The sequence below is a fragment of the Pseudomonas sp. P867 genome, from assembly GCF_019891455.1.
Taxonomy (GTDB): Bacteria; Pseudomonadota; Gammaproteobacteria; order Pseudomonadales; family Pseudomonadaceae; genus Aquipseudomonas; species Aquipseudomonas synxantha_A.
Map to the genome: position 1 here is coordinate 263103 of NZ_JAFLXB010000005.1, position 19826 is coordinate 282928.

Annotated in this window: 21 protein-coding genes; all 21 read left to right on the plus strand. The window is 61.1% G+C overall.

The genetic code is table 11. The annotated features are described in order from the left end of the window. Window positions 1-18 precede the first annotated feature (18 nt). Window positions 19-1317 (plus strand): flagellar hook-length control protein FliK, encoded by a 1299-nt coding sequence (locus tag J1G33_RS11955; RefSeq protein ID WP_223018137.1) that lies wholly within the window; start codon window positions 19-21, stop codon window positions 1315-1317. A gap of 210 nt (window positions 1318-1527) precedes the next feature. Next, window positions 1528-2031 (plus strand): flagellar basal body-associated protein FliL, encoded by a 504-nt coding sequence (gene fliL / locus J1G33_RS11960; protein WP_005790069.1) that lies wholly within the window; start codon window positions 1528-1530, stop codon window positions 2029-2031. 9 nt (window positions 2032-2040) lie between these two features. Next, on the plus strand, window positions 2041-3009 hold the full coding sequence (gene fliM / locus J1G33_RS11965; RefSeq protein WP_005790068.1) for a flagellar motor switch protein FliM: 969 nt from the start codon (window positions 2041-2043) through the stop codon (window positions 3007-3009). A gap of 43 nt (window positions 3010-3052) precedes the next feature. Next, complete coding sequence (gene fliN / locus J1G33_RS11970) at window positions 3053-3520, plus strand: flagellar motor switch protein FliN (RefSeq protein ID WP_005790067.1); 468 nt, start codon at window positions 3053-3055, stop codon at window positions 3518-3520. A gap of 1 nt (window position 3521) precedes the next feature. Beyond that, a complete protein-coding gene (fliO, locus tag J1G33_RS11975) occupies window positions 3522-3956 on the plus strand; it encodes a flagellar biosynthetic protein FliO (RefSeq protein WP_005790065.1) in 435 nt (144 codons plus the stop codon). Next, the gene (gene fliP, locus J1G33_RS11980; protein ID WP_103733688.1) at window positions 3956-4699 is read left to right on the plus strand and encodes a flagellar type III secretion system pore protein FliP; all 744 of its coding nucleotides are present in this window, start codon (window positions 3956-3958) and stop codon (window positions 4697-4699) included. The genes fliO and fliP overlap by 1 nt, the downstream gene beginning before the upstream one ends. 4 nt (window positions 4700-4703) lie before the next feature. Further along, the gene (gene fliQ / locus J1G33_RS11985; RefSeq protein ID WP_003192936.1) at window positions 4704-4973 is read left to right on the plus strand and encodes a flagellar biosynthesis protein FliQ; all 270 of its coding nucleotides are present in this window, start codon (window positions 4704-4706) and stop codon (window positions 4971-4973) included. Window positions 4974-4977: 4 nt separating this feature from the next. After that, window positions 4978-5763, plus strand: a complete 786-nt coding sequence (gene fliR, locus J1G33_RS11990) for a flagellar biosynthetic protein FliR (RefSeq protein ID WP_005790062.1) — start codon at window positions 4978-4980, stop codon at window positions 5761-5763. A 3-nt stretch (window positions 5764-5766) separates the two neighbouring features. Further along, window positions 5767-6903 carry a flagellar biosynthesis protein FlhB gene (gene flhB, locus J1G33_RS11995; protein WP_223018138.1) on the plus strand — a complete coding sequence of 379 codons (1137 nt, stop codon included), beginning with the start codon at window positions 5767-5769 and terminating at the stop codon, window positions 6901-6903. Between the two features lie 419 nt (window positions 6904-7322). Beyond that, entirely contained in the window at window positions 7323-7547 is a 225-nt protein-coding gene (locus J1G33_RS12005) for a hypothetical protein (protein ID WP_032880067.1), read from the plus strand. 18 nt (window positions 7548-7565) lie between these two features. After that, the gene (locus tag J1G33_RS12010) at window positions 7566-7769 is read left to right on the plus strand and encodes a cold-shock protein (protein ID WP_032880068.1); all 204 of its coding nucleotides are present in this window, start codon (window positions 7566-7568) and stop codon (window positions 7767-7769) included. 545 nt (window positions 7770-8314) lie between these two features. Continuing rightward, window positions 8315-10429: a flagellar biosynthesis protein FlhA gene (gene flhA / locus J1G33_RS12015; RefSeq protein ID WP_032880069.1), complete on the plus strand. Its 2115-nt coding sequence runs from the start codon at window positions 8315-8317 to the stop codon at window positions 10427-10429. 11 nt (window positions 10430-10440) lie between these two features. After that, window positions 10441-11757, plus strand: coding sequence for a flagellar biosynthesis protein FlhF (gene flhF / locus J1G33_RS12020; protein WP_005790047.1), 1317 nt, complete (start codon window positions 10441-10443; stop codon window positions 11755-11757). Window positions 11758-11862: 105 nt separating this feature from the next. After that, window positions 11863-12696, plus strand: a complete 834-nt coding sequence (fleN, locus tag J1G33_RS12025; protein ID WP_003192912.1) for a flagellar synthesis regulator FleN — start codon at window positions 11863-11865, stop codon at window positions 12694-12696. Continuing rightward, window positions 12693-13433 carry an RNA polymerase sigma factor FliA gene (fliA, locus tag J1G33_RS12030; RefSeq protein WP_223018139.1) on the plus strand — a complete coding sequence of 247 codons (741 nt, stop codon included), beginning with the start codon at window positions 12693-12695 and terminating at the stop codon, window positions 13431-13433. Before fleN ends, fliA begins: the two co-directional genes overlap by 4 nt. A gap of 167 nt (window positions 13434-13600) precedes the next feature. Further along, the gene (locus J1G33_RS12035; protein ID WP_005790040.1) at window positions 13601-13975 is read left to right on the plus strand and encodes a chemotaxis response regulator CheY; all 375 of its coding nucleotides are present in this window, start codon (window positions 13601-13603) and stop codon (window positions 13973-13975) included. 18 nt (window positions 13976-13993) lie between these two features. Next, window positions 13994-14782, plus strand: a complete 789-nt coding sequence (locus J1G33_RS12040; protein WP_032880071.1) for a protein phosphatase CheZ — start codon at window positions 13994-13996, stop codon at window positions 14780-14782. A gap of 11 nt (window positions 14783-14793) precedes the next feature. After that, window positions 14794-16971, plus strand: coding sequence for a chemotaxis protein CheA (locus J1G33_RS12045; protein ID WP_223018140.1), 2178 nt, complete (start codon window positions 14794-14796; stop codon window positions 16969-16971). A 48-nt stretch (window positions 16972-17019) separates the two neighbouring features. Then, window positions 17020-18150: a chemotaxis response regulator protein-glutamate methylesterase gene (locus tag J1G33_RS12050; RefSeq protein ID WP_216091904.1), complete on the plus strand. Its 1131-nt coding sequence runs from the start codon at window positions 17020-17022 to the stop codon at window positions 18148-18150. Next, window positions 18150-18890, plus strand: a complete 741-nt coding sequence (locus tag J1G33_RS12055; protein WP_005790033.1) for a flagellar motor protein — start codon at window positions 18150-18152, stop codon at window positions 18888-18890. The genes J1G33_RS12050 and J1G33_RS12055 overlap by 1 nt, the downstream gene beginning before the upstream one ends. Before the next feature lie 16 nt (window positions 18891-18906). Continuing rightward, the gene (motD, locus tag J1G33_RS12060; RefSeq protein ID WP_032880074.1) at window positions 18907-19794 is read left to right on the plus strand and encodes a flagellar motor protein MotD; all 888 of its coding nucleotides are present in this window, start codon (window positions 18907-18909) and stop codon (window positions 19792-19794) included. Window positions 19795-19826 lie beyond the last annotated feature (32 nt).

Genomic DNA, 19826 nt, shown 5'->3' on the forward strand with positions numbered 1-19826 from the left:
CAGTGGAGAACCTTACCCATGCCAGTCGCCCCCAATTCGCTCCTTCAGGCTGCCCCTGCGGCCAAGCCGTCAGCGCCTGCCGCTAACCCGCCGGTAGCGGTTGCGGCCCCGCGAGACAAGGGCGCAGGCTTTGCTCAAGTGTTTGCCAACCAGGGCGCCAAGCCGACGCTGAAGGGCGACGACACCCCCAATAAGGTCACGCGTGACAAGCCTTCCGATACCGGCGCCAAACCGGCTGCCGGCAGCGACAAGCCTGCCGCCAGCAAGCCGGCGGTTGCCGATAGCGGCAATCCCTTGCCTGCCAAGCCGTCGGCCAAGCCCGATGACAGCGCCGGCACCGAGGGCGATAAACCCAGCGATCCAGTTTTGGCGCAGTCACCTGCGGTAGACCCTGTTGTCGACCCTGCGGTAATCGCCGCCGCGACGCCGGTGGCGGTGCCTGTACAAGTGTCGGCGGTTGACGAGGACGCCAAGGCCCAGCCGGTGGTCGCTGTGGTCGAGGAGGCCTTCGACCCGCAGGCTGATCCCCTGGATGCGATGCCGGCCGTACGCCTGGCGATGGAGCAGGGCGGTCATGTGTCGGCCAGCAGCCAGACGCCGCAGAAAAGCGCAGCCGCCCCTACGGATCAACCGACCGCCGCGCAGAGCTTTGCCGCTGGCCTGGCCACGATGGTCGACCAGCAAGCCACCAAGGACAGCACCGACCAGGGTGGCGACAAGGCGTTTGGCGCGTTGATCGATGACGGCCTCAAGGACCTAAAGAACGCCAGCAGCGACACCCGCGTGGACGATTTCGCCAACCGCCTCGCCGCGCTGACCCAGGCCGCCACGCCCAAAACCGCCAACGCCTTGCCGCCGGTTGCCAATGCACCGCTGGCCATGCACCAGAGCGGCTGGACCGAAGAGGTCGTCAACCGCGTGATGTACCTCTCCAGCGCCAACCTCAAGTCGGCCGAGATCCAGTTGCAGCCGGCCGAGCTTGGGCGTCTGGATATCAAGGTCAACATGACGGCGGACCAGCAGGCCCAGGTCAATTTCATGAGCGGCCATGCGGTGGTGCGTGAAGCGCTGGAAAGCCAGTCTGGCCGCTTGCGTGAGATGTTTGCCCAGCAGGGGATGGGGCAGGTGGATGTGAATGTGTCCGACCAGTCCCGTGGCCAGGAGCAGCAACAACAGCAGGGCCAGGCGCGGGGGGTGAGCGGCAGCGGCAGGCGTGCTGACAGCGGCGACGCTGGTGGCCCTGTGGACGTGGCCGAAGTGGCGGGGCCCGTGAGCCAGAGCGTGATCGGCTCCAGCGCGGTCGACTACTACGCCTGACTTCCTGTCCAAACCCGGTCAGTGTGGGAGCTGGCTTGCCTGCGATGGCGGTGTATCAGTGACACATATGTGAACTGACCCACCGCCATCGCAGGCAAGCCAGCTCCCACATTTGATTTGGGTTGCCTTCGCGCCAGACAACTCTGGCATAACACTTGCTCTTGCCTTCCCGTAGATCTATGAATTCCCGAATAGTGACGGATTATTGGCATGGCGAAGAGCGACGACGCAGCAACTCCCCCCGCAGCAGGCAAAGGCAAGCTCAAGCTGATCCTGTTGATTGTGCTGGGCCTGCTTTTGGCTATCGGTGCCTCGATTGGCGGCACCTGGTACATCATGCACAGCAGTGCAAGCAAGCCGGCACCCGCCGCCGATGCCGCCACCAACGTCAAGCAACCGGCAATCTTCGAGCAGATGCTCCCGGCGTTTGTTGCCAATTACAACGTCAACGGTCGCCAGCGCTACCTGCAAGTGAGCATTACCTTGCTGGCGCGCAACCAGGCGGACCTGGATGCCCTCAAGGTGCATATGCCGGTGATCCGCAACAACCTGGTGATGCTGTTCTCCGGGCAGGCCTTCGACAGCCTGGCCACCCCGGTCGGCCAGGAAATGCTACGCCAGAAGGTCACTGCCAGCGTGCAGGAAGTGGCCCAGAAAGAACTCGGCAAAGTCGTGGTCGAGCAGGCGCTCTTCACTAACTTCGTATTGCAGTAGGATCACGACATGGCCGTGCAAGACCTGCTGTCCCAGGATGAAATCGACGCGCTGTTGCACGGCGTGGACGATGGTCTGGTACAGACCGAAATGGCTGCCGAACCCGGCAGCGTCAAAAGTTATGACCTGACCAGCCAGGATCGCATCGTCCGTGGACGTATGCCGACCCTGGAAATGATCAATGAACGTTTCGCCCGCTACACCCGTATCAGCATGTTCAACATGCTGCGCCGTTCGGCGGACGTGGCGGTGGGCGGCGTGCAGGTGATGAAGTTCGGTGAATACGTGCACTCGCTGTACGTGCCCACCAGCCTCAACCTGGTCAAGATCAAGCCGCTGCGCGGCACCGCGCTGTTCATCCTCGACGCCAAACTGGTGTTCAAGCTGGTGGACAACTTCTTCGGCGGCGACGGCCGTCACGCCAAGATCGAAGGGCGTGAATTCACCCCCACCGAACTGCGTGTCGTGCGCATGGTGCTGGAGCAAGCCTTCATCGACTTGAAGGAAGCCTGGCAGGCGATCATGGAAGTCAATTTCGAGTACATCAATTCGGAAGTGAACCCGGCCATGGCCAACATCGTCGGCCCCAGCGAGGCGATTGTGGTGTCGACCTTCCACATCGAACTCGATGGCGGTGGCGGTGACCTGCACGTGACCATGCCGTACTCGATGATCGAGCCGGTGCGCGAAATGCTCGACGCCGGTTTCCAGTCCGACCTCGACGATCAGGACGAGCGCTGGGTCAAGGCCCTGCGCGAAGACCTGCTGGATGTCGACGTGCCCCTGAGCGCCACCGTGGCCCGTCGGCAGTTGCGCCTGCGCGATATTTTGCACATGCAGCCCGGGGATGTGATCCCTGTCGACCTGCCGGAAGAACTGATCATGCGCGCCAATGGCGTGCCGTCGTTCAAGGTCAAGCTCGGTTCCCACAAAGGCAACCTGGCGTTGCAAGTGGTTGAGCCGATCAACCGACGCTGATTCAACCCTAATTCATGATTGTTTGCTGCGCCGAGGACATGTAATGGCTACCGAACACGAAAACACTTCCGCCGAAGACCAGGCCCTGGCTGACGAGTGGGCCGCGGCCCTGGAAGAAACCGGCGATGTCGGCCAGGACGACATCGACGCACTGCTGGCCGCCGACGCCGCCACTGCGCCTGCCGGCAAGCGCCTGCCGATGGAAGAATTTGGCAGCGTGCCGAAGAACAATGAGCCGGTGACCCTCGACGGTCCGAACCTGGATGTGATTCTTGACATCCCCGTGTCGATTTCCATGGAAGTGGGCAGCACCGAAATCAATATCCGCAACTTGCTGCAACTCAACCAAGGCTCGGTGATCGAGTTGGACCGCCTGGCCGGTGAGCCACTGGACGTGCTGGTCAACGGCACGCTGATCGCCCACGGCGAAGTGGTGGTGGTCAATGAGAAGTTCGGCATCCGCCTGACGGACGTGATCAGCCCGAGCGAACGCATCAAGAAGTTGCGCTGAGATGAAGTACTCGATGGCGGGACTGTTGCTGGCGCTGCCATTGAGCGCCTGGGCGGTGGAGCCGGTCGCGCAAGCGGCTGCGGCACCGGTGGTCGGCAGCGTCGGCGGGCAATTGACGCAGCTGGTGCTGGGCCTGTTGCTGGTGATCGGCTTGATCTTTGTGCTGGCCTGGCTGATGCGCCGCGTACAGCGCATCGGCCCGGGCAATGGCCAGGTGATCGAGCTGGTCGGTTCGCGCGCCCTCGGCCCGCGTGATCGGCTGGTGCTGGTGCAAGTCGGCGAGGAGCAGATCCTGCTTGGCATCACCCCCGGACGCATCACCCCGCTGCATGTACTCAAGACCCCGGTGGACGCGGCCAAGACCGAGACTGCCACGCCAGAATTCGCCCAGCGCCTGATGGAGTTGCTGGGCAAGGATCAGAAGGATAAGAAGTAATGCGCGTTTTGCTGACGCTCATGCTGTTGCTGGCAGCGCCGCTGGCCCTGGGCGCCGACCCGTTGTCGATCCCGGCGATCACCCTGGGCACCAACGCGGCCGGCGCGCAGGAATACTCGGTCAGTTTGCAGATCCTGCTGATCATGACCGCGCTGAGTTTTATCCCGGCCTTCGTGATGTTGATGACCAGCTTTACGCGGATCATCATCGTGTTCTCGATTCTGCGTCAGGCCCTGGGCCTGCAACAGACGCCGTCGAACCAGATCCTCACCGGCATGGCCTTGTTCCTGACGCTGTTCATCATGGCGCCGGTGTTCGACAAGGTAAACCAGCAAGCCCTGCAACCTTACCTCGCGGAAAAGCTCAACGCCCAGGACGCCATCGACAAAGCCCAGGGCCCGATCAAAGACTTCATGTTGTCGCAAACCCGCTCCAGCGACCTTGAACTGTTCATGCGCCTGTCCAAGCGTACCGACATCGCCACTCCGGACCAGGCACCGTTGACCATTCTGGTGCCGGCGTTCGTCACCTCCGAATTGAAGACCGCGTTCCAGATCGGCTTCATGATCTTTATCCCGTTTTTGATCATCGACCTGGTGGTGGCGAGCGTGCTGATGGCCATGGGTATGATGATGCTGTCGCCGTTGATCATCTCGTTGCCGTTCAAGATCATGCTGTTTGTGCTGGTGGACGGTTGGGCGCTGATTATTGGCACCCTGGCCGGCAGTTTCGGAGGGATATAGGGCCATGACCCCAGAAGTCGCCGTCGACCTGTTCCGCGAAGCGCTGTGGCTGACCACCCTGATGGTCGCCGTGCTGGTGGTGCCGAGCCTGTTGGTCGGCCTGCTGGTGGCGATGTTCCAGGCGGCCACCCAGATCAACGAACAAACCCTGAGCTTCCTGCCGCGTCTGCTGGTGATGCTGGTGACCCTGATCGTCGCCGGCCCTTGGCTGGTGCAAACCTTCATGGAATACATCCTGCAGTTGTACGGCAGTATTCCGCAGTTGATCGGCTGAGCCGATGCAGTCCTTGCTGGCGTTGACCGACACTCAGATCAGCACCTGGGTGGCCTCGTTCATCCTGCCGTTGTTCCGCGTCACGGCGATGTTGATGGCCATGCCGGTGTTCGGCACCACCCTGGTTCCGCGTCGCGTGCGTTTGTACTTTGCCGTGGCGATCACCGTGGTGATCGTGCCGGGCCTGCCACCGATGCCGCCGGTCAACGCGCTGGACCTCAGCGCCTTGCTGTTGATCGCCGAACAGATCCTGATCGGCGCCATGCTGGGGTTTTCCCTGACCTTGTTCTTCCAAGCCTTTGTGGTGGCCGGGCAAATCATCTCGATCCAGATGGGCATGGGCTTCGCCTCCATGGTCGACCCCACCAACGGCGTGTCGGCGGCAGTGATCGGGCAATTTCTGACCATGCTGGTGACCTTGCTGTTCCTGGCCATGAACGGACACCTGGTGGCGTTCGAGGTGCTGACCGAGAGTTTCACCACCTTGCCGGTGGGCGCAGGCTTGGTGGTCAACCACTTCTGGGAACTGGTGGGGCGCCTCGGTTGGGTACTCGGCGCGGCGCTATTGCTGGTGTTGCCGGCGATCACGGCGCTGCTGGTGGTCAATATCGCGTTTGGCGTGATGACCCGTGCGGCGCCGCAACTGAACATCTTCTCGATTGGTTTCCCGCTGACCCTGGTGTTGGGCATGGGGATTTTCTGGGTCGGCCTGGCCGACATTCTCAATCAGTATCAACCGCTGGCCACCGATGCCCTGCAGTTCTTACGTGATCTGGCACGGGCGCGCTGAGCCATGGCCGAAAGCGAGAGTGGTCAGGACAAAACAGAAGACCCCACGGAGAAACGTAAAAAGGACTCCAGGGAAAAGGGCGAGATTGCACGCTCCAAAGAGCTCAACACCTTTGCCACCATGATCGCCGGTGCCGGTGCCTTGCTGATCTACGGCGGGGGCCTGGCGCTGGACTTGCTGGAGATGATGAAACACAACTTCAGCTTGCCTCGCGAAGTGTTGCTCAACCCCGACGCCATGGGCCAGTACCTGCTGCACTCAGGCAAAATCGCCCTGTTGGCGGTGCAACCGATCTTGATCACCTTGCTGCTCGCCGCGCTGATCGGCCCCGTTGCCCTCGGCGGCTGGTTGTTTGCCGCGGGCAGCATGGCGCCCAAGTTCAGCCGCATGAACCCCGGCGCGGGGCTCAAGCGCATGTTCTCCGCCAAGGCCCTGATTGAATTGCTCAAGGCCCTGGCCAAGTTTTTCCTGATTCTGTTCGTGGCGTTGGCGGTGTTGTCGTCCGACATCGACGACTTGTTGCGTATCGCCCATGAGCCGCTGGAGTCGGCGATCATCCACAGCGTGCAGGTGGTGGGCTGGAGCGCGCTGTGGATGGCCCTCGGGCTGATCCTGATCGCCGCCGTGGATGCGCCGATCCAGCTGTGGGAAAGCCACAAGAAACTGCTGATGACCAAGCAGGAAGTGCGTGACGAACACAAGGATCAGGAAGGCCGGCCCGAGGTCAAGCAACGCATTCGCCAGCTGCAGCGCGAAATCTCCCAGCGCAAGATGATGGCTTCGGTACCCGACGCCGACGTGATCATCACCAACCCGACCCACTACGCCGTGGCCCTCAAGTACGACCCGGAGAAGGGTGGCGCACCGATGCTGTTGGCCAAGGGCAGCGACTTCACCGCCCTGAAAATCCGCGAAATCGCCGTGGCCAACGACATTCTGCTGCTGGAATCGCCGGCGCTGGCGCGCTCGATTTTCTATTCCACCGACCTCGACCAGGAAATCCCCGCCGGGTTGTACCTGGCCGTTGCACAGGTACTGGCCTACGTTTACCAGATCCGCCAATACCGCGCCGGCAAGGGCAAGCGGCCTGATCCGCTCAAGGATTTGCCGATACCACCGGATTTGCGTCGCGACACCTGATTCTTCTCTGACCTGTCAACTTTGACAGTAGCCATTACGCCGCCTTCACTGTTTGATACAGCGATGAGGCGCGCAGCCATGCGCGGCTCGGGAGGCGGTGATGGATAGGGGCACGGTCAGGTGGTTCGATGCGGTCAAGGGCATTGGTTTTATTGCTCGGGATCGCGATGGCAATGCGGTTGCCGTCCAATCGACGAATGTCAAATGCGCCGAACCCCCGCAAGCGCCTGCCGAGCAGCGCAAACCCCGCAAACGCAAAAAGTCAGGGGATGCATGATCCGCAACATTGCCATGCCTACACTCACTGGAAGCCCGCGTCTACCTGTCAACTTTGACAGTAGCCAAAGGGCGCTGCCCGCTGTTTTATTACCCTCCATGCACTGCGCGTATGTAGTAAACGAGATGCAGGGAGAGCGGTTGTGAAGGTGGTTACGGGTACGGTCAGGTATTACGTCTGGCTCAGAGGCGATTGGTTGATCAAGCCCGATGGCGGGGGAGAGGATGTGTTTATCAATGGCAGAGACTGGCGTTGCACTGCGCTGTGGTTTGGCAAGCGCATGGAGTTCCAAATGGTCCATCGACCCGAGGGTATTTATGCGTTGCCCGTCAAACTGTGCAACCCAGGTGAACCGGGTCTCAAGTGAAGTGTAGGGAGAATGGCAATGGCAACTGGCACGGTGAAGTGGTTTAACGCGGAGAAGGGGTTTGGTTTTATTACCCAAGATGATGGAGGGCCCGATGTGTTTGCCCATTACTCGGCAATTGCGACGGCTGGGTACAAAAGTCTGGAGGAGAATCAAAAAGTAGAGTTTGACATCACGCAAGGTCCAAAAGGCCCACAGGCTGAGAATATACGGCCAGTTTAGAAACTGAATCACAGGTGGGAGCTGGCTTGCCTGCGATGGCTGACTCACAGCCAATATCCCAGTGGCTGACACACCGCAATCGCAGGCAAGCCAGCTCCCACCCTTGTCCGTATTATCCGCTGCTTGCTTTGCCCGCCATTGTGGCGCCAAGGTGCAGGCGATCAGCCAGTAATTGCGCCAGTTCGATCAACTGCGCAACGCCAGTGGTGTACGGAGACTAGAGAGCCGGTTTCCTAGGGGCAACCCCAAATCCTTGTCAGAAATTTCCTCGATAGCCCCAGCTGTACACAGATCAAATGTGGGAGGGGGCTTGCTCCCGATAGCGGTGAATCAGCCAAACATCAGTGCCTGACACTCAGCAATCGGGAGCAAGCCCCCTCCCACATTTGGATTGATTTACACCCGGTGGCCTGGGGTGTTTGTGAGGTTCTCCGGGCCCAAAAGCAAAGTTGGAAGGCTTCTTGCAACCCCGCCTCCAAGTCGCCTCCCAGCGTCAAAACTTTGCTTCAAGGACACGAGGAATACCGGTGGTAGATCGCTCTCAAATGCTCAACACGGCCCGTGGCACCCTGACTGACCTGTCGCGGGGCAATCTGGGTGTGCCGTTGTTGTTGCTGGTGATGCTGGCAATGATGATGTTGCCGATGCCGCCGTTCCTGCTCGATGTGTTCTTCACCTTCAACATTGCCCTGTCTGTCGTCGTGCTGCTGGTCTGCGTGTACGCGCTGCGGCCGCTGGATTTCGCGGTATTCCCGACCATTCTGCTGGTGGCGACCCTGCTGCGCCTGGCGCTGAACGTGGCGTCCACGCGGGTGGTGATGCTTCACGGCCAGGACGGCCACGCTGCCGCCGGCAAGGTGATCCAGGCGTTCGGCGAGGTGGTGATCGGCGGCAACTACGTGGTCGGTATCGTCGTGTTCGCGATCCTGATGATCATCAACTTCGTGGTGGTAACCAAGGGCGCCGGGCGGATTTCCGAGGTGAGCGCGCGGTTTACCCTCGACGCTATGCCCGGTAAGCAGATGGCCATCGACGCCGACCTCAACGCCGGCCTGATCGACCAGAACCAGGCCAAGTCGCGCCGGGCGGAAGTCGCCCAGGAAGCCGAGTTCTACGGCTCCATGGACGGCGCCAGCAAATTTGTGCGCGGCGACGCCATCGCCGGCCTGCTGATTCTGTTTATCAACCTGATCGGCGGCATGGCCGTCGGTATCTTCCAGCACGGCATGACCTTCGGCGATGCGGGCAAGGTGTACGCCTTGCTGACCATCGGTGACGGTTTAGTGGCGCAATTGCCATCACTGTTGTTATCGACAGCTGCGGCCATCATGGTTACCCGCGCTTCGGGCTCCGAAGACATGGGCAAGCAGATCAGCCGCCAGATGTTCGCCTCGCCCAAGGCCCTGGCCGTGGCGGCGGGCATCATGGCGATCATGGGCATCGTGCCGGGTATGCCCCACTTCTCGTTCCTGAGCATGGCGGCCCTGGCCGGCGGCGCAGCTTACCTGTTCTGGAAAAAGCAGAACGCGGTCAAGGTCCAGGCCCAGCAAGAGATTGCCCGCCAGCAGGATCTGCTGCCATCCCCGGCCCGCGCCCAGGAAACCAAGGAGCTGGGCTGGGACGATGTGACCCCGATCGACATGATCGGCCTGGAGGTCGGCTACCGCCTGATCCCGCTGGTGGACCGCAACCAGGGCGGGCAATTGCTGGCGCGGATCAAGGGCGTGCGCAAGAAGCTGTCCCAGGACCTGGGCTTCTTGATGCCCACCGTGCATATCCGCGACAACCTCGACCTGGCCCCCAGTGCCTACCGCCTGACCCTGATGGGCGTGATCCTGGCCGAAGCCGAGATCTACCCGGATCGCGAGCTGGCGATCAACCCCGGGCAGGTGTTCGGCACGCTCAACGGCATTACCGCCAAAGATCCGGCTTTTGGCCTGGAAGCGGTGTGGATCGAAGTCAGCCAGCGCAGTCAGGCTCAATCGCTGGGTTACACCGTGGTGGATGCCAGCACCGTAGTTGCCACGCACCTCAACCAGATTCTCTACAAGCACTCCCACGAGCTGATCGGTCATGAGGAAGTCCAGCAATTGATGGGCTTGCTGGCCAAATCCTCACCGAAACTGGCCGAAGAGCTGGTGCCGGGTGTCCTGACACTGTCGCAGTTGCTCAAGGTGCTGCAAGCGCTGTTGGCCGAGCAGGTGCCGGTACGTGACATTCGCAGCATTGCCGAGGCCATCGCCAACAATGCCGCCAAGAGTCAAGATACTGCCGCTCTGGTGGCGGCGGTGCGCGTCGGATTGTCCCGTGCAATCGTGCAAAGCATTGTAGGCATTGAGTCCGAGCTGCCTGTGATCACCCTGGAACCCAGGTTGGAACAAATATTGCTCAATAGTATTCAGAAGGCAGGGCAAGGCCAGGAAGAGGGCGTTTTGCTGGAGCCGAGCATGGCTGAAAAGCTGCAGCGTTCGTTGATCGACGCCGCACAGCGCCAGGAAATGCAAGGCAACCCGGTGATCCTGCTGGTGGCCGGCCCGGTTCGGGCGATGTTGTCGCGGTTTGGACGCCTGGCTGTACCGAATTTGCACGTGTTGGCTTACCAGGAAATTCCTGACAATAAGCAAGTGACTATCGTCGCGACAGTTGGGCCCAATGGCTGAGGTAGTGGGTTATGCAAGTTAAGCGTTTTTTCGCCGCCGATATGCGTCAGGCCATGAAACTGGTCCGTGATGAGCTGGGCGCCGATGCCGCGATTATCGGTAACCGTCGGATTGCCGGCGGTGTCGAGCTGACGGCTGCCCTGGATTACACCCCCCAGGCGCTGGCCCCGCGCGTGCCGAACATGGAACTCGAAGACGAGCTGCGCAAGACCGCCTCGCGCATTGTGTCGGCCCAGGCTGAACTGAGTATGCGTGGCGACAGCGATGCCAGCACCAATCGCCAATTGTTCGCCGGCCTGCCGTTGACCGCCGCCGAGCCGCTGGTAGAGCCGACATTTGTCGAACCGCCGCGTCCAGCCGCGCCCGCCCCGGCTGCTGCTGTCGACCAGCGTGTGTTCGATTCGATGCGCTTTGAACTCAATGGCCTGCGTGAACTGCTGGAAGTGCAGCTGGGCTCGTTGGCCTGGACGCAACTGCAAGGCAGCAAGCCCCAGCAAGCCAACCTGTGGCGCCGCCTGCAACGCATCGGCTTGTCCGGCCCTTTGTCCCGCGACCTGCTGGCCTTGACCGCCGAAGTCGAAGAGCCGCGTCAGGCCTGGCGCATGTTGCTGGCGCACTTGGCGCGCATGATCGCCACCCCGGAAATCGAACCTTTGGAAGAGGGCGGTGTGATCGCCATGGTCGGCCCCGCCGGCATGGGCAAGACCACCACCCTGGCCAAGCTGGCCGCACGCTACGTACTCAAGTACGGCGCACAGAATATCGCCCTCGTGAGCATGGACAGCTACCGCATCGGCGCTCAAGAGCAGCTCAAGACCCTGGGCCGCATCCTCAATGTGCCGGTGACGCACGTCGACCCGGGCCAGTCCCTGGCCAATGCCCTCGACCCGCTGCTGCGCAAGCGCGTGGTGCTGATCGATACCGCCGGCCTGCAAGCCAGCGACCCGGCGCTGCGCATGCAACTCGAAAGCCTGGCCGGGCGTGGCATCAAGTCGAAAAATTACCTGGTGCTTGCAACCACCAGCCAGAAACAGGTTCTTACCGCTGCGTACCATAGTTACAAACGCTGCGGTCTGGCCGGCTGCATCCTCACCAAGCTCGACGAAACCGCGAGTCTGGGCGAAGTGTTGAGCCTGGCCATCAGTCATGAATTACCGGTCGCCTACCTGACCGACGGGCCGCGGATCCCGGATGATCTGCATCTGCCGCGCCGTCATCAGTTGGTCAGCCGTGCCGTCAGTGTGCAAATGCAAGAAGAGCCTAGCGAGGAAGCGATGGCCGATATGTTCGCCGACCTTTACCACCACCCGGCAAAACGGGTCGGTTGAGGCAGGATGAACACCGTGAAATGTACCTACATCGATGGTCTGCAAGCGTTTCAAGCGGCCAAGCCATGTAGCCTGCGTCTAAGCAAGACAAGGTAAAGAAATAAAATGGGCAGCATGCATCCCGTACAGGTGATCGCGGTGACCGGCGGCAAAGGTGGCGTCGGCAAAACTAACGTGTCAGTGAATTTGTCCCTGGCCCTGGCAGAGCTTGGCCGTCGCGTCATGCTGCTGGATGCTGATTTGGGCTTGGCGAACGTGGACGTTCTGCTGGGGCTGACACCCAAACATACCCTTGCCGATGTGATCGAGGGCCGCTGTGAGCTGCGCGATGTGCTGCTCCAGGGGCCCGGTGGCATTCGTATCGTGCCGGCTGCCTCGGGCACCCAGAGCATGGTGCACCTGAGCCCCGCGCAACATGCCGGGCTGATCCAGGCCTTCAGTGATATCGGCGACAACCTCGACGTGCTGGTGATCGACACCGCCGCCGGGATCGGCGAATCGGTGGTCAGCTTTGTGCGCGCCGCGCAGGAGGTGCTGCTGGTGGTGTGCGACGAACCTACTTCCATCACCGACGCCTATGCGCTGATCAAACTGCTTAACCGTGACTACGGCATGAACCGCTTTCGCGTGCTGGCCAACATGGCCCAGAGCCCGCAGGAAGGGCGCAACCTGTTCGCCAAGTTGACCAAGGTCACGGATCGCTTCCTCGATGTGGCTTTACAATACGTCGGCGCAGTTCCCTATGACGAGTGTGTGCGCAAGGCCGTGCAAAAGCAGCGTGCGGTCTACGAAGCGTTCCCTCGTTCGAAATGCGCACTGGCGTTCAAGGCCATTGCCCAGAAGGTCGATACCTGGCCGTTGCCCGCCAATCCGCGTGGGCATCTGGAGTTTTTCGTCGAGCGTTTGGTGCATCAGACGAGTGCGGGACCGGTGCTATGACATCCAGCGGCTACAACCTTTACAAAAAGTCGGCACGTGACAGCCAGGGCGAATTGATCGAGCGCTATGCGCCTCTGGTCAAGCGCATTGCCTATCACCTGTTGGCGCGCCTGCCGGCCAGCGTGCAGGTCGAAGACTTGATCCAGGCCGGCATGATCGGCCTGCTTGAAGTGTCGACCAAATACGACGCGAGCAAGGGTGCGAGTTTCGAGACGTATGCGGGTATCCGTATTCGTGGCGCAATGCTCGACGAGGTGCGTAAAGGCGATTGGGCGCCGCGTTCGGTACACCGCAATACCCGCATGGTCAGTGATGCAATTCGTGCAATTGAAGCAAAAACCGGTCGTGACGCTAAAGATCATGAAGTTGCGGCCGAACTCCAATTGAGTCTCGACGATTACTACGGGATTTTGAACGATACCTTGGGCAGCCGCCTGTTCAGTTTCGACGACCTTTTACAGGACGGCGAACACGAAGGGCTGCACGAGGACGGCGCGAGTGCACATCTTGAACCGTCGCGCGATCTGGAAGATGAACGTTTCCAGAAAGCGTTGGTGGACGCGATTGCCAACTTGCCGGAGCGTGAGCGCCTGGTGCTGGCGCTGTACTACGACGAAGAGCTGAACCTCAAGGAAATCGGTGAGGTCCTGGGGGTCAGCGAGTCGCGTGTCAGCCAATTGCATAGCCAGTGCGCAGCCCGCTTGCGGGGGCGATTGGGAGAGTGGCGCGCGCGCTGACAGGCAGTGTGGGGACACTGCAGACGCTACCGCGAAACCGCAGGGTTTTGCGGGTGAGTACCGTGGTGCCCTGGGCAGTCCTTTTTGTGTAACGCCTGTTGATTGAAATGGCGCGTCCAGGTGCTGGGCGCGTTTAAGACTGCTTGGAGGTCGAATTGGACAAGAACATGAAAATCCTCATCGTTGATGACTTCTCAACGATGCGGCGGATCATTAAAAACCTGTTGCGTGACCTTGGGTTCACCAACACGGTCGAGGCGGATGACGGCATTACGGCGATTCCGATCCTCAACAGTGGCAGCATCGACTTTCTGGTAACCGACTGGAACATGCCGGGTATGACCGGTATCGACCTGCTGCGCCACGTGCGCGCCGATGAAAAGTTGCGCAGCCTGCCTGTGCTGATGGTGACCGCCGAAGCCAAGCGTGAACAGATCATCGAAGCCGCCCAAGCCGGGGTCAACGGTTACGTGGTCAAGCCATTCACGGCGCTGGCCTTGAAAGAGAAGATTGAAAAAATCTTCGAACGCATCGGTCATTGATGTCGCCACGGGGGAGCTATGGAGCATAACGAAACGTCACAGGGCGACTTTGAGTCGACCCTGAAAAAACATGCTCACCAGTTGGTCGACAGCCTGGAAAAAGGCCAGTTCGCCGATGCGGTGCAGTTGATCCATGAGCTTAACCAGACCCGTGACCGCGGCCTGTACCAGGAAGTGGGCAAGCTCACACGCGAGCTGCACAGTGCGATCGTCAATTTCCAGATTGACCCGCGCATGCCCCAGGCCGAAGAAATTTCCCAGATCACCGACGCCACTGAACGCTTGTCGTATGTGGTCAGGCTGACCGAGGCCGCGGCCAACCGCACCATGGACCTGGTGGAAAACGCCACGCCTCTGGTCAACGGCATGGCCAGCGAAGCCCAGGCCCTGAGCCTTGACTGGGGCCGCTTCATGCGCCGTGAAGTGGGCGCTGAGGAATTTCGTGAGTTGGCGCGTCGGGTCGACGGTTTCCTGTCGCGCAGCGAGCAAGAGAACCGCACGGTGGCCAGCAACCTCAACGACATTCTGCTGGCCCAGGATTACCAGGACCTCACCGGCCAGGTGATCAAGCGCGTGACCCAGTTGGTCACCGAAGTGGAAAGCAACTTGCTCAAATTGGTGCTGATGGCCGGCCAGGTCGACCGTTTTGCCGGCATCGAACACGACCGCGAAGCGATCCTCTCGGAAAAAGATCCACAAAAACATCTCGCCAAGGGTGAAGGTCCGCAGATTCATGCCGATAAACGTGAAGACGTTATGTCAGGTCAGGATGACGTAGATGACCTGTTATCCAGTTTAGGCTTCTAAGGAGCACACCCATGAGCTTCGGCGCCGATGAAGAAATCCTTCAGGATTTCCTTGTAGAGGCCGGCGAAATTCTAGAGCAACTGTCCGAGCAACTGGTCGAGCTGGAAAGCCGACCGGATGATGCGAACCTGCTCAATGCAATTTTTCGCGGTTTTCACACTGTAAAAGGGGGCGCCGGCTTCCTCCAGCTCCATGAACTGGTGGAGTGCTGCCACATCGCCGAGAACGTGTTCGACATCCTGCGCAAGGGTGAGCGTCACGTTGATTCGGAATTGATGGACGTGATTCTCGAAGCACTGGATGCGGTCAACGGCATGTTCAGCCAGGTGCGTGAACGTGCGCCGATCACGGCGGCTACCCCGGAACTGCTGGCCGCCCTGGCGCGCCTGGCTGAACCGGCTGCTGCTGCGCCGGTTGTGCAAGCGGCGCCTGAGCCGGTGGTAGACGCCGAGCCGGACGTGACCGACAGCGAGTTCGAACAGCTGCTCGACTCGCTCAATGCGGTCAAGGCCGAAGCCGAAGGCCCGGCGGCGCCTGTCGCCACGCCGACCAGCGAAGACATTACCGACGCAGAATTCGAATCCTTGCTCGACCAGTTGCATGGCAAGGGCCAGTTCGCGGCCGATGCCGTGGCCCCTGTGGCGCCGCCGCAAGTGCCGGATGCCAACGCCAGCACCGACATTACCGACGATGAGTTCGAAGCACTGCTCGACCAACTGCATGGCAAAGGCACCTTTGTGGCCGAAGCCCTGCCGGAAGTCGCAGCCACGGCTGCCGCCCCGACCACCAAGGCTGGGCCTGCCGACGACGGGCTGATCTCCGATCACGAGTTCGAAGCGCTGCTGGACGAGCTGCACGGTAAAGGCAAGTTCACCGAAGTGGCCCCGGCTGCCGCCGCAGCGGTCGCCACTGCCGCACCGGCGGCTGCCAAAGCGCCTGCGCCAGTCGCCAAACCGGCACCCGCGCCGGCACCTGCCCGTGCAGCGGCACCGGCCGCGGCGGAAAAGCCCGCCAGTGAAGCCGAAACCACCGTGCGCGTCGATACCGCACGCCTGGACGACATCATGAACATGGTCGGCGAACTGGTGCTGGTGCGTAACCGCCTGGTGCGCCTGGGCCTGAACAGCGGCGACGAAGCCATGCAAAAGGCCGTGTCGAACCTCGATGTGGTCACCGCCGACTTGCAAACCGCCGTGATGAAAACGCGGATGCAGCCGATCAAGAAAGTCTTTGGCCGCTTCCCGCGCCTGGTCCGCGATCTGGCGCGCCAGCTCAAGAAAGAAATCAACCTGGAACTGGTGGGCGAAGAAACCGACCTGGATAAAAACCTGGTCGAGGCCCTCGCCGACCCGCTGGTCCACTTGGTGCGCAACGCTGTCGACCACGGGGTAGAAACCCCGGAAGAACGCGAAGCCGCCGGCAAGTCGCGTAACGGCAAGGTGATTTTGGCGGCGGAGCAAGAGGGCGACCACATCCTGCTGTCGATCACCGATGACGGCAAAGGCATGGACCCGACCATCTTGCGCAATATCGCGGTCAAGCGCGGCGTGATGGACAAGGACGCCGCCGACCGCCTGACCGACACCGAGTGCTACAACCTGATCTTCGCCCCGGGCTTCTCGACCAAGACCGAGATTTCCGACGTGTCCGGCCGTGGCGTCGGCATGGACGTGGTGAAAACCAAGATCAGCCAGCTCAACGGCTCGATCAACATCTACTCGACCAAGGGCCAGGGCTCCAAGATCGTCATCAAGGTGCCGTTGACCCTGGCGATCATGCCGACCCTGATGGTGATGCTGGGCAACCAGGCGTTCGCTTTCCCGCTGGTCAACGTCAACGAAATTTTCCACCTCGACCTGTCGCGCACCAACGTGGTGGACGGCCAGGAAGTGGTGATCGTGCGCGACAAGGCATTGCCATTGTTCTACCTCAAGCGTTGGCTGGTGGCGTCGGCCAAGCATGAAGAGCAGCGTGAAGGCCATGTGGTGATTCTGTCTGTGGGCACCCAGCGCATCGGCTTTGTGGTCGATCAACTGGTGGGCCAGGAAGAAGTGGTGATCAAGCCTTTGGGCAAGATGCTGCAGGGCACCCCGGGCATGTCGGGCGCGACCATTACCGGTGACGGTCGGATCGCGTTGATTCTCGATGTTCCAAGCATGCTCAAGCGTTACGCCGCACGGCGTATTTGATTCTGGTGGGGCAGGGCGGTCATGCCCGCCCCACCTAACGGAGTGTTTATGGCAGTCAAGGTCCTGGTGGTGGACGATTCGGGTTTCTTCCGCCGCCGCGTCTCGGAAATTCTTTCCGCCGATCCAACGATCCAGGTGGTCGGCACGGCCACCAACGGTAAAGAGGCGATCGATCAGGCCATCGCGTTGAAGCCGGACGTGATCACCATGGACTACGAGATGCCAATGATGGACGGCATTACCGCCGTGCGTCACATCATGCAGCGCTGCCCCACCCCGGTATTGATGTTCTCGTCGCTGACTCACGAAGGCGCACGGGTGACCCTCGACGCGCTGGATGCCGGCGCGGTGGACTTTCTGCCGAAGAATTTCGAAGACATCTCGCGCAACCCCGACAAGGTCAAGCAGATGCTGTGCGAGAAGGTGCACAGCATTTCCCGCAGTAACCGTCGTAGCCTGTTCAGTGCACCTGCGCCGGCACCTGCGCCTGCGCCCGTAGCGGCTGCACCGACCTCATCGTTTGCACGCCCGGCCCCTGCGCCGGTGGCTCGGCCTGCGGTGGCGCCGGTACGTGCCGCCGCTGCACCGAGCACCCATTCGCCAGCGCCCAAGCGCAAGGCTTACAAGCTGGTTGCCATCGGTACCTCCACCGGCGGCCCGGTGGCCTTGCAGCGGGTGTTGACCCAGCTGCCGGCCAACTTCCCGGCGCCGATTGTGCTGGTGCAGCACATGCCCGCGGCGTTCACCAAGGCGTTCGCCGAGCGCCTGGACAAGCTGTGCCGGATCACCGTCAAGGAAGCCGAGGATGGCGACATCCTGCGTCCTGGCCTGGCGCTGCTGGCGCCGGGTGGCAAGCAGATGATGGTGGACGGCCGTGGTGCGATCAAAATCCTGCCGGGCGACGAGCGCTTGAACTACAAGCCGTGTGTGGATATCACCTTCGGTTCGGCGGCCAAATCCTACGGTGACAAAGTTCTGGCGGTGGTGCTCACCGGCATGGGCGCCGACGGCCGTGAAGGCGCACGCCTGCTCAAGCAAGGTGGCAGCGCCATCTGGGCCCAGGACGAAGCCAGCTGCGTGATCTATGGCATGCCCATGGCCATCGTCAAGGCTGACCTGGCTGACGCGGTCTACAGCCTGGACGACATCGGCAAGCATCTGGTGGAGGCCTGCCTCTGATGGATGTCTTGAGCCTGATCGGGATCACCATGGCGTTTGTCGCCATCATCGGCGGCAACTACCTCGAAGGCGGCCACCTCGGCGCCCTGGCCAATGGCCCGGCAGCGCTGATCGTGATTGGTGGCACCGTGGGCGCGGCGCTGTTGCAGTCGCCGCTGAGCTCGTTCAAGCGGGCCATGCAGATCCTGGTGTGGATCATTTTCCCGCCACGAGTCGACCTGCCCGGCGGCATCGACCGCGTGGTCAACTGGAGCCTCACTGCCCGCAAGGAAGGTTTGCTGGGCCTGGAAGGCGTGGCCGATGCCGAGCCCGACAGCTACGCACGCAAGGGCCTGCAATTGCTGGTGGACGGCGCTGAGCCGGAAGCGATCCGCAGCATCCTGGAGGTGGATTTCTACACCCAGGAAAGCCGTGACATCAATGCGGCCAAAGTCTTTGAAAGCATGGGCGGCTACGCGCCGACCATCGGCATCATCGGCGCGGTGATGGGCCTGATCCACGTGATGGGTAACCTGGCTGATCCTTCGCAACTGGGCAGCGGTATTGCCGTGGCGTTTGTGGCGACCATCTACGGCGTGGCCAGTGCCAACCTGGTGCTGTTGCCGGTGGCCAGCAAGCTCAAGTCAATTGCCATGCGCCAGTCGCGTTATCGCGAAATGCTGCTTGAAGGCATCCTCTCGATTGCCGAGGGCGAGAACCCGCGCTCCATCGAATTGAAGCTCCAGGGCTTCATGGATTGATGGGGAGGAACCGCCTGTGAGCCGTCGCCGTCGCGAGCCTGAAGAACATGTCAACCACGAGCGCTGGCTGGTGTCCTACGCGGACTTCATCACCTTGTTGTTTGCGTTTTTCGTGGTGATGTATTCGATTTCGTCGGTCAACGAAGGCAAGTACAAGATCATTTCCCAGGCACTGGTGGGCGTGTTCAACGATACCGAGCGTGCGCTCAAGCCGATTCCCATCGGTGACGAGCGGCCCAAGACCGTCACCCCGGCCAAGCCGCTGGTTAACGACAGCGATGAGATCGCTGCCGGTGTCGGCGGCACCAGTGACCCGCTCAAAAGCATCGCCGATGACATCAGTGCCGCCTTTGGTGACCTGATCAGTTCCAATCAGATGACCGTACGCGGCAACGAGTTGTGGGTGGAGATCGAACTCAACTCCAGCCTGTTGTTTGCCAGTGCCGATGCGTTGCCCAGTGACCAGGCGTTCACCATCATCGACAAGGTGGCGGCGATCCTTAAACCGTTTGAAAACCCGATCCATGTGGAAGGCTTCACCGACAATTTTCCCATCAGCACCGCGCAGTACCCGACCAACTGGGAACTGTCATCGGCCCGTGCATCGAGCATCGTGCGCATGTTGGCCATGCAGGGTGTGAACCCCCAGCGGCTAGCGTCGGTGGGCTATGGTGAATTCCAGCCGGTGGCCAATAACGCCACGGTGGAAGGGCGGGCACGCAACCGCCGGGTGGTGCTGGTGGTGTCGCGCAACCTGGATGTACGTCGCAGCCTGACCGGCACCGGCACGGCCAATGCAACACCGGATGCGGCGTTGAAGCGCGCTGGCACACAAACTGCACCGGCCCCTGTAAAGTCGCCGGTTCGGGCAAGCGCCGTCAATTCTCCGTCACCGGCTCAATAACCTTATGCCATGTCTCGGTCGCGCCTGTGCCC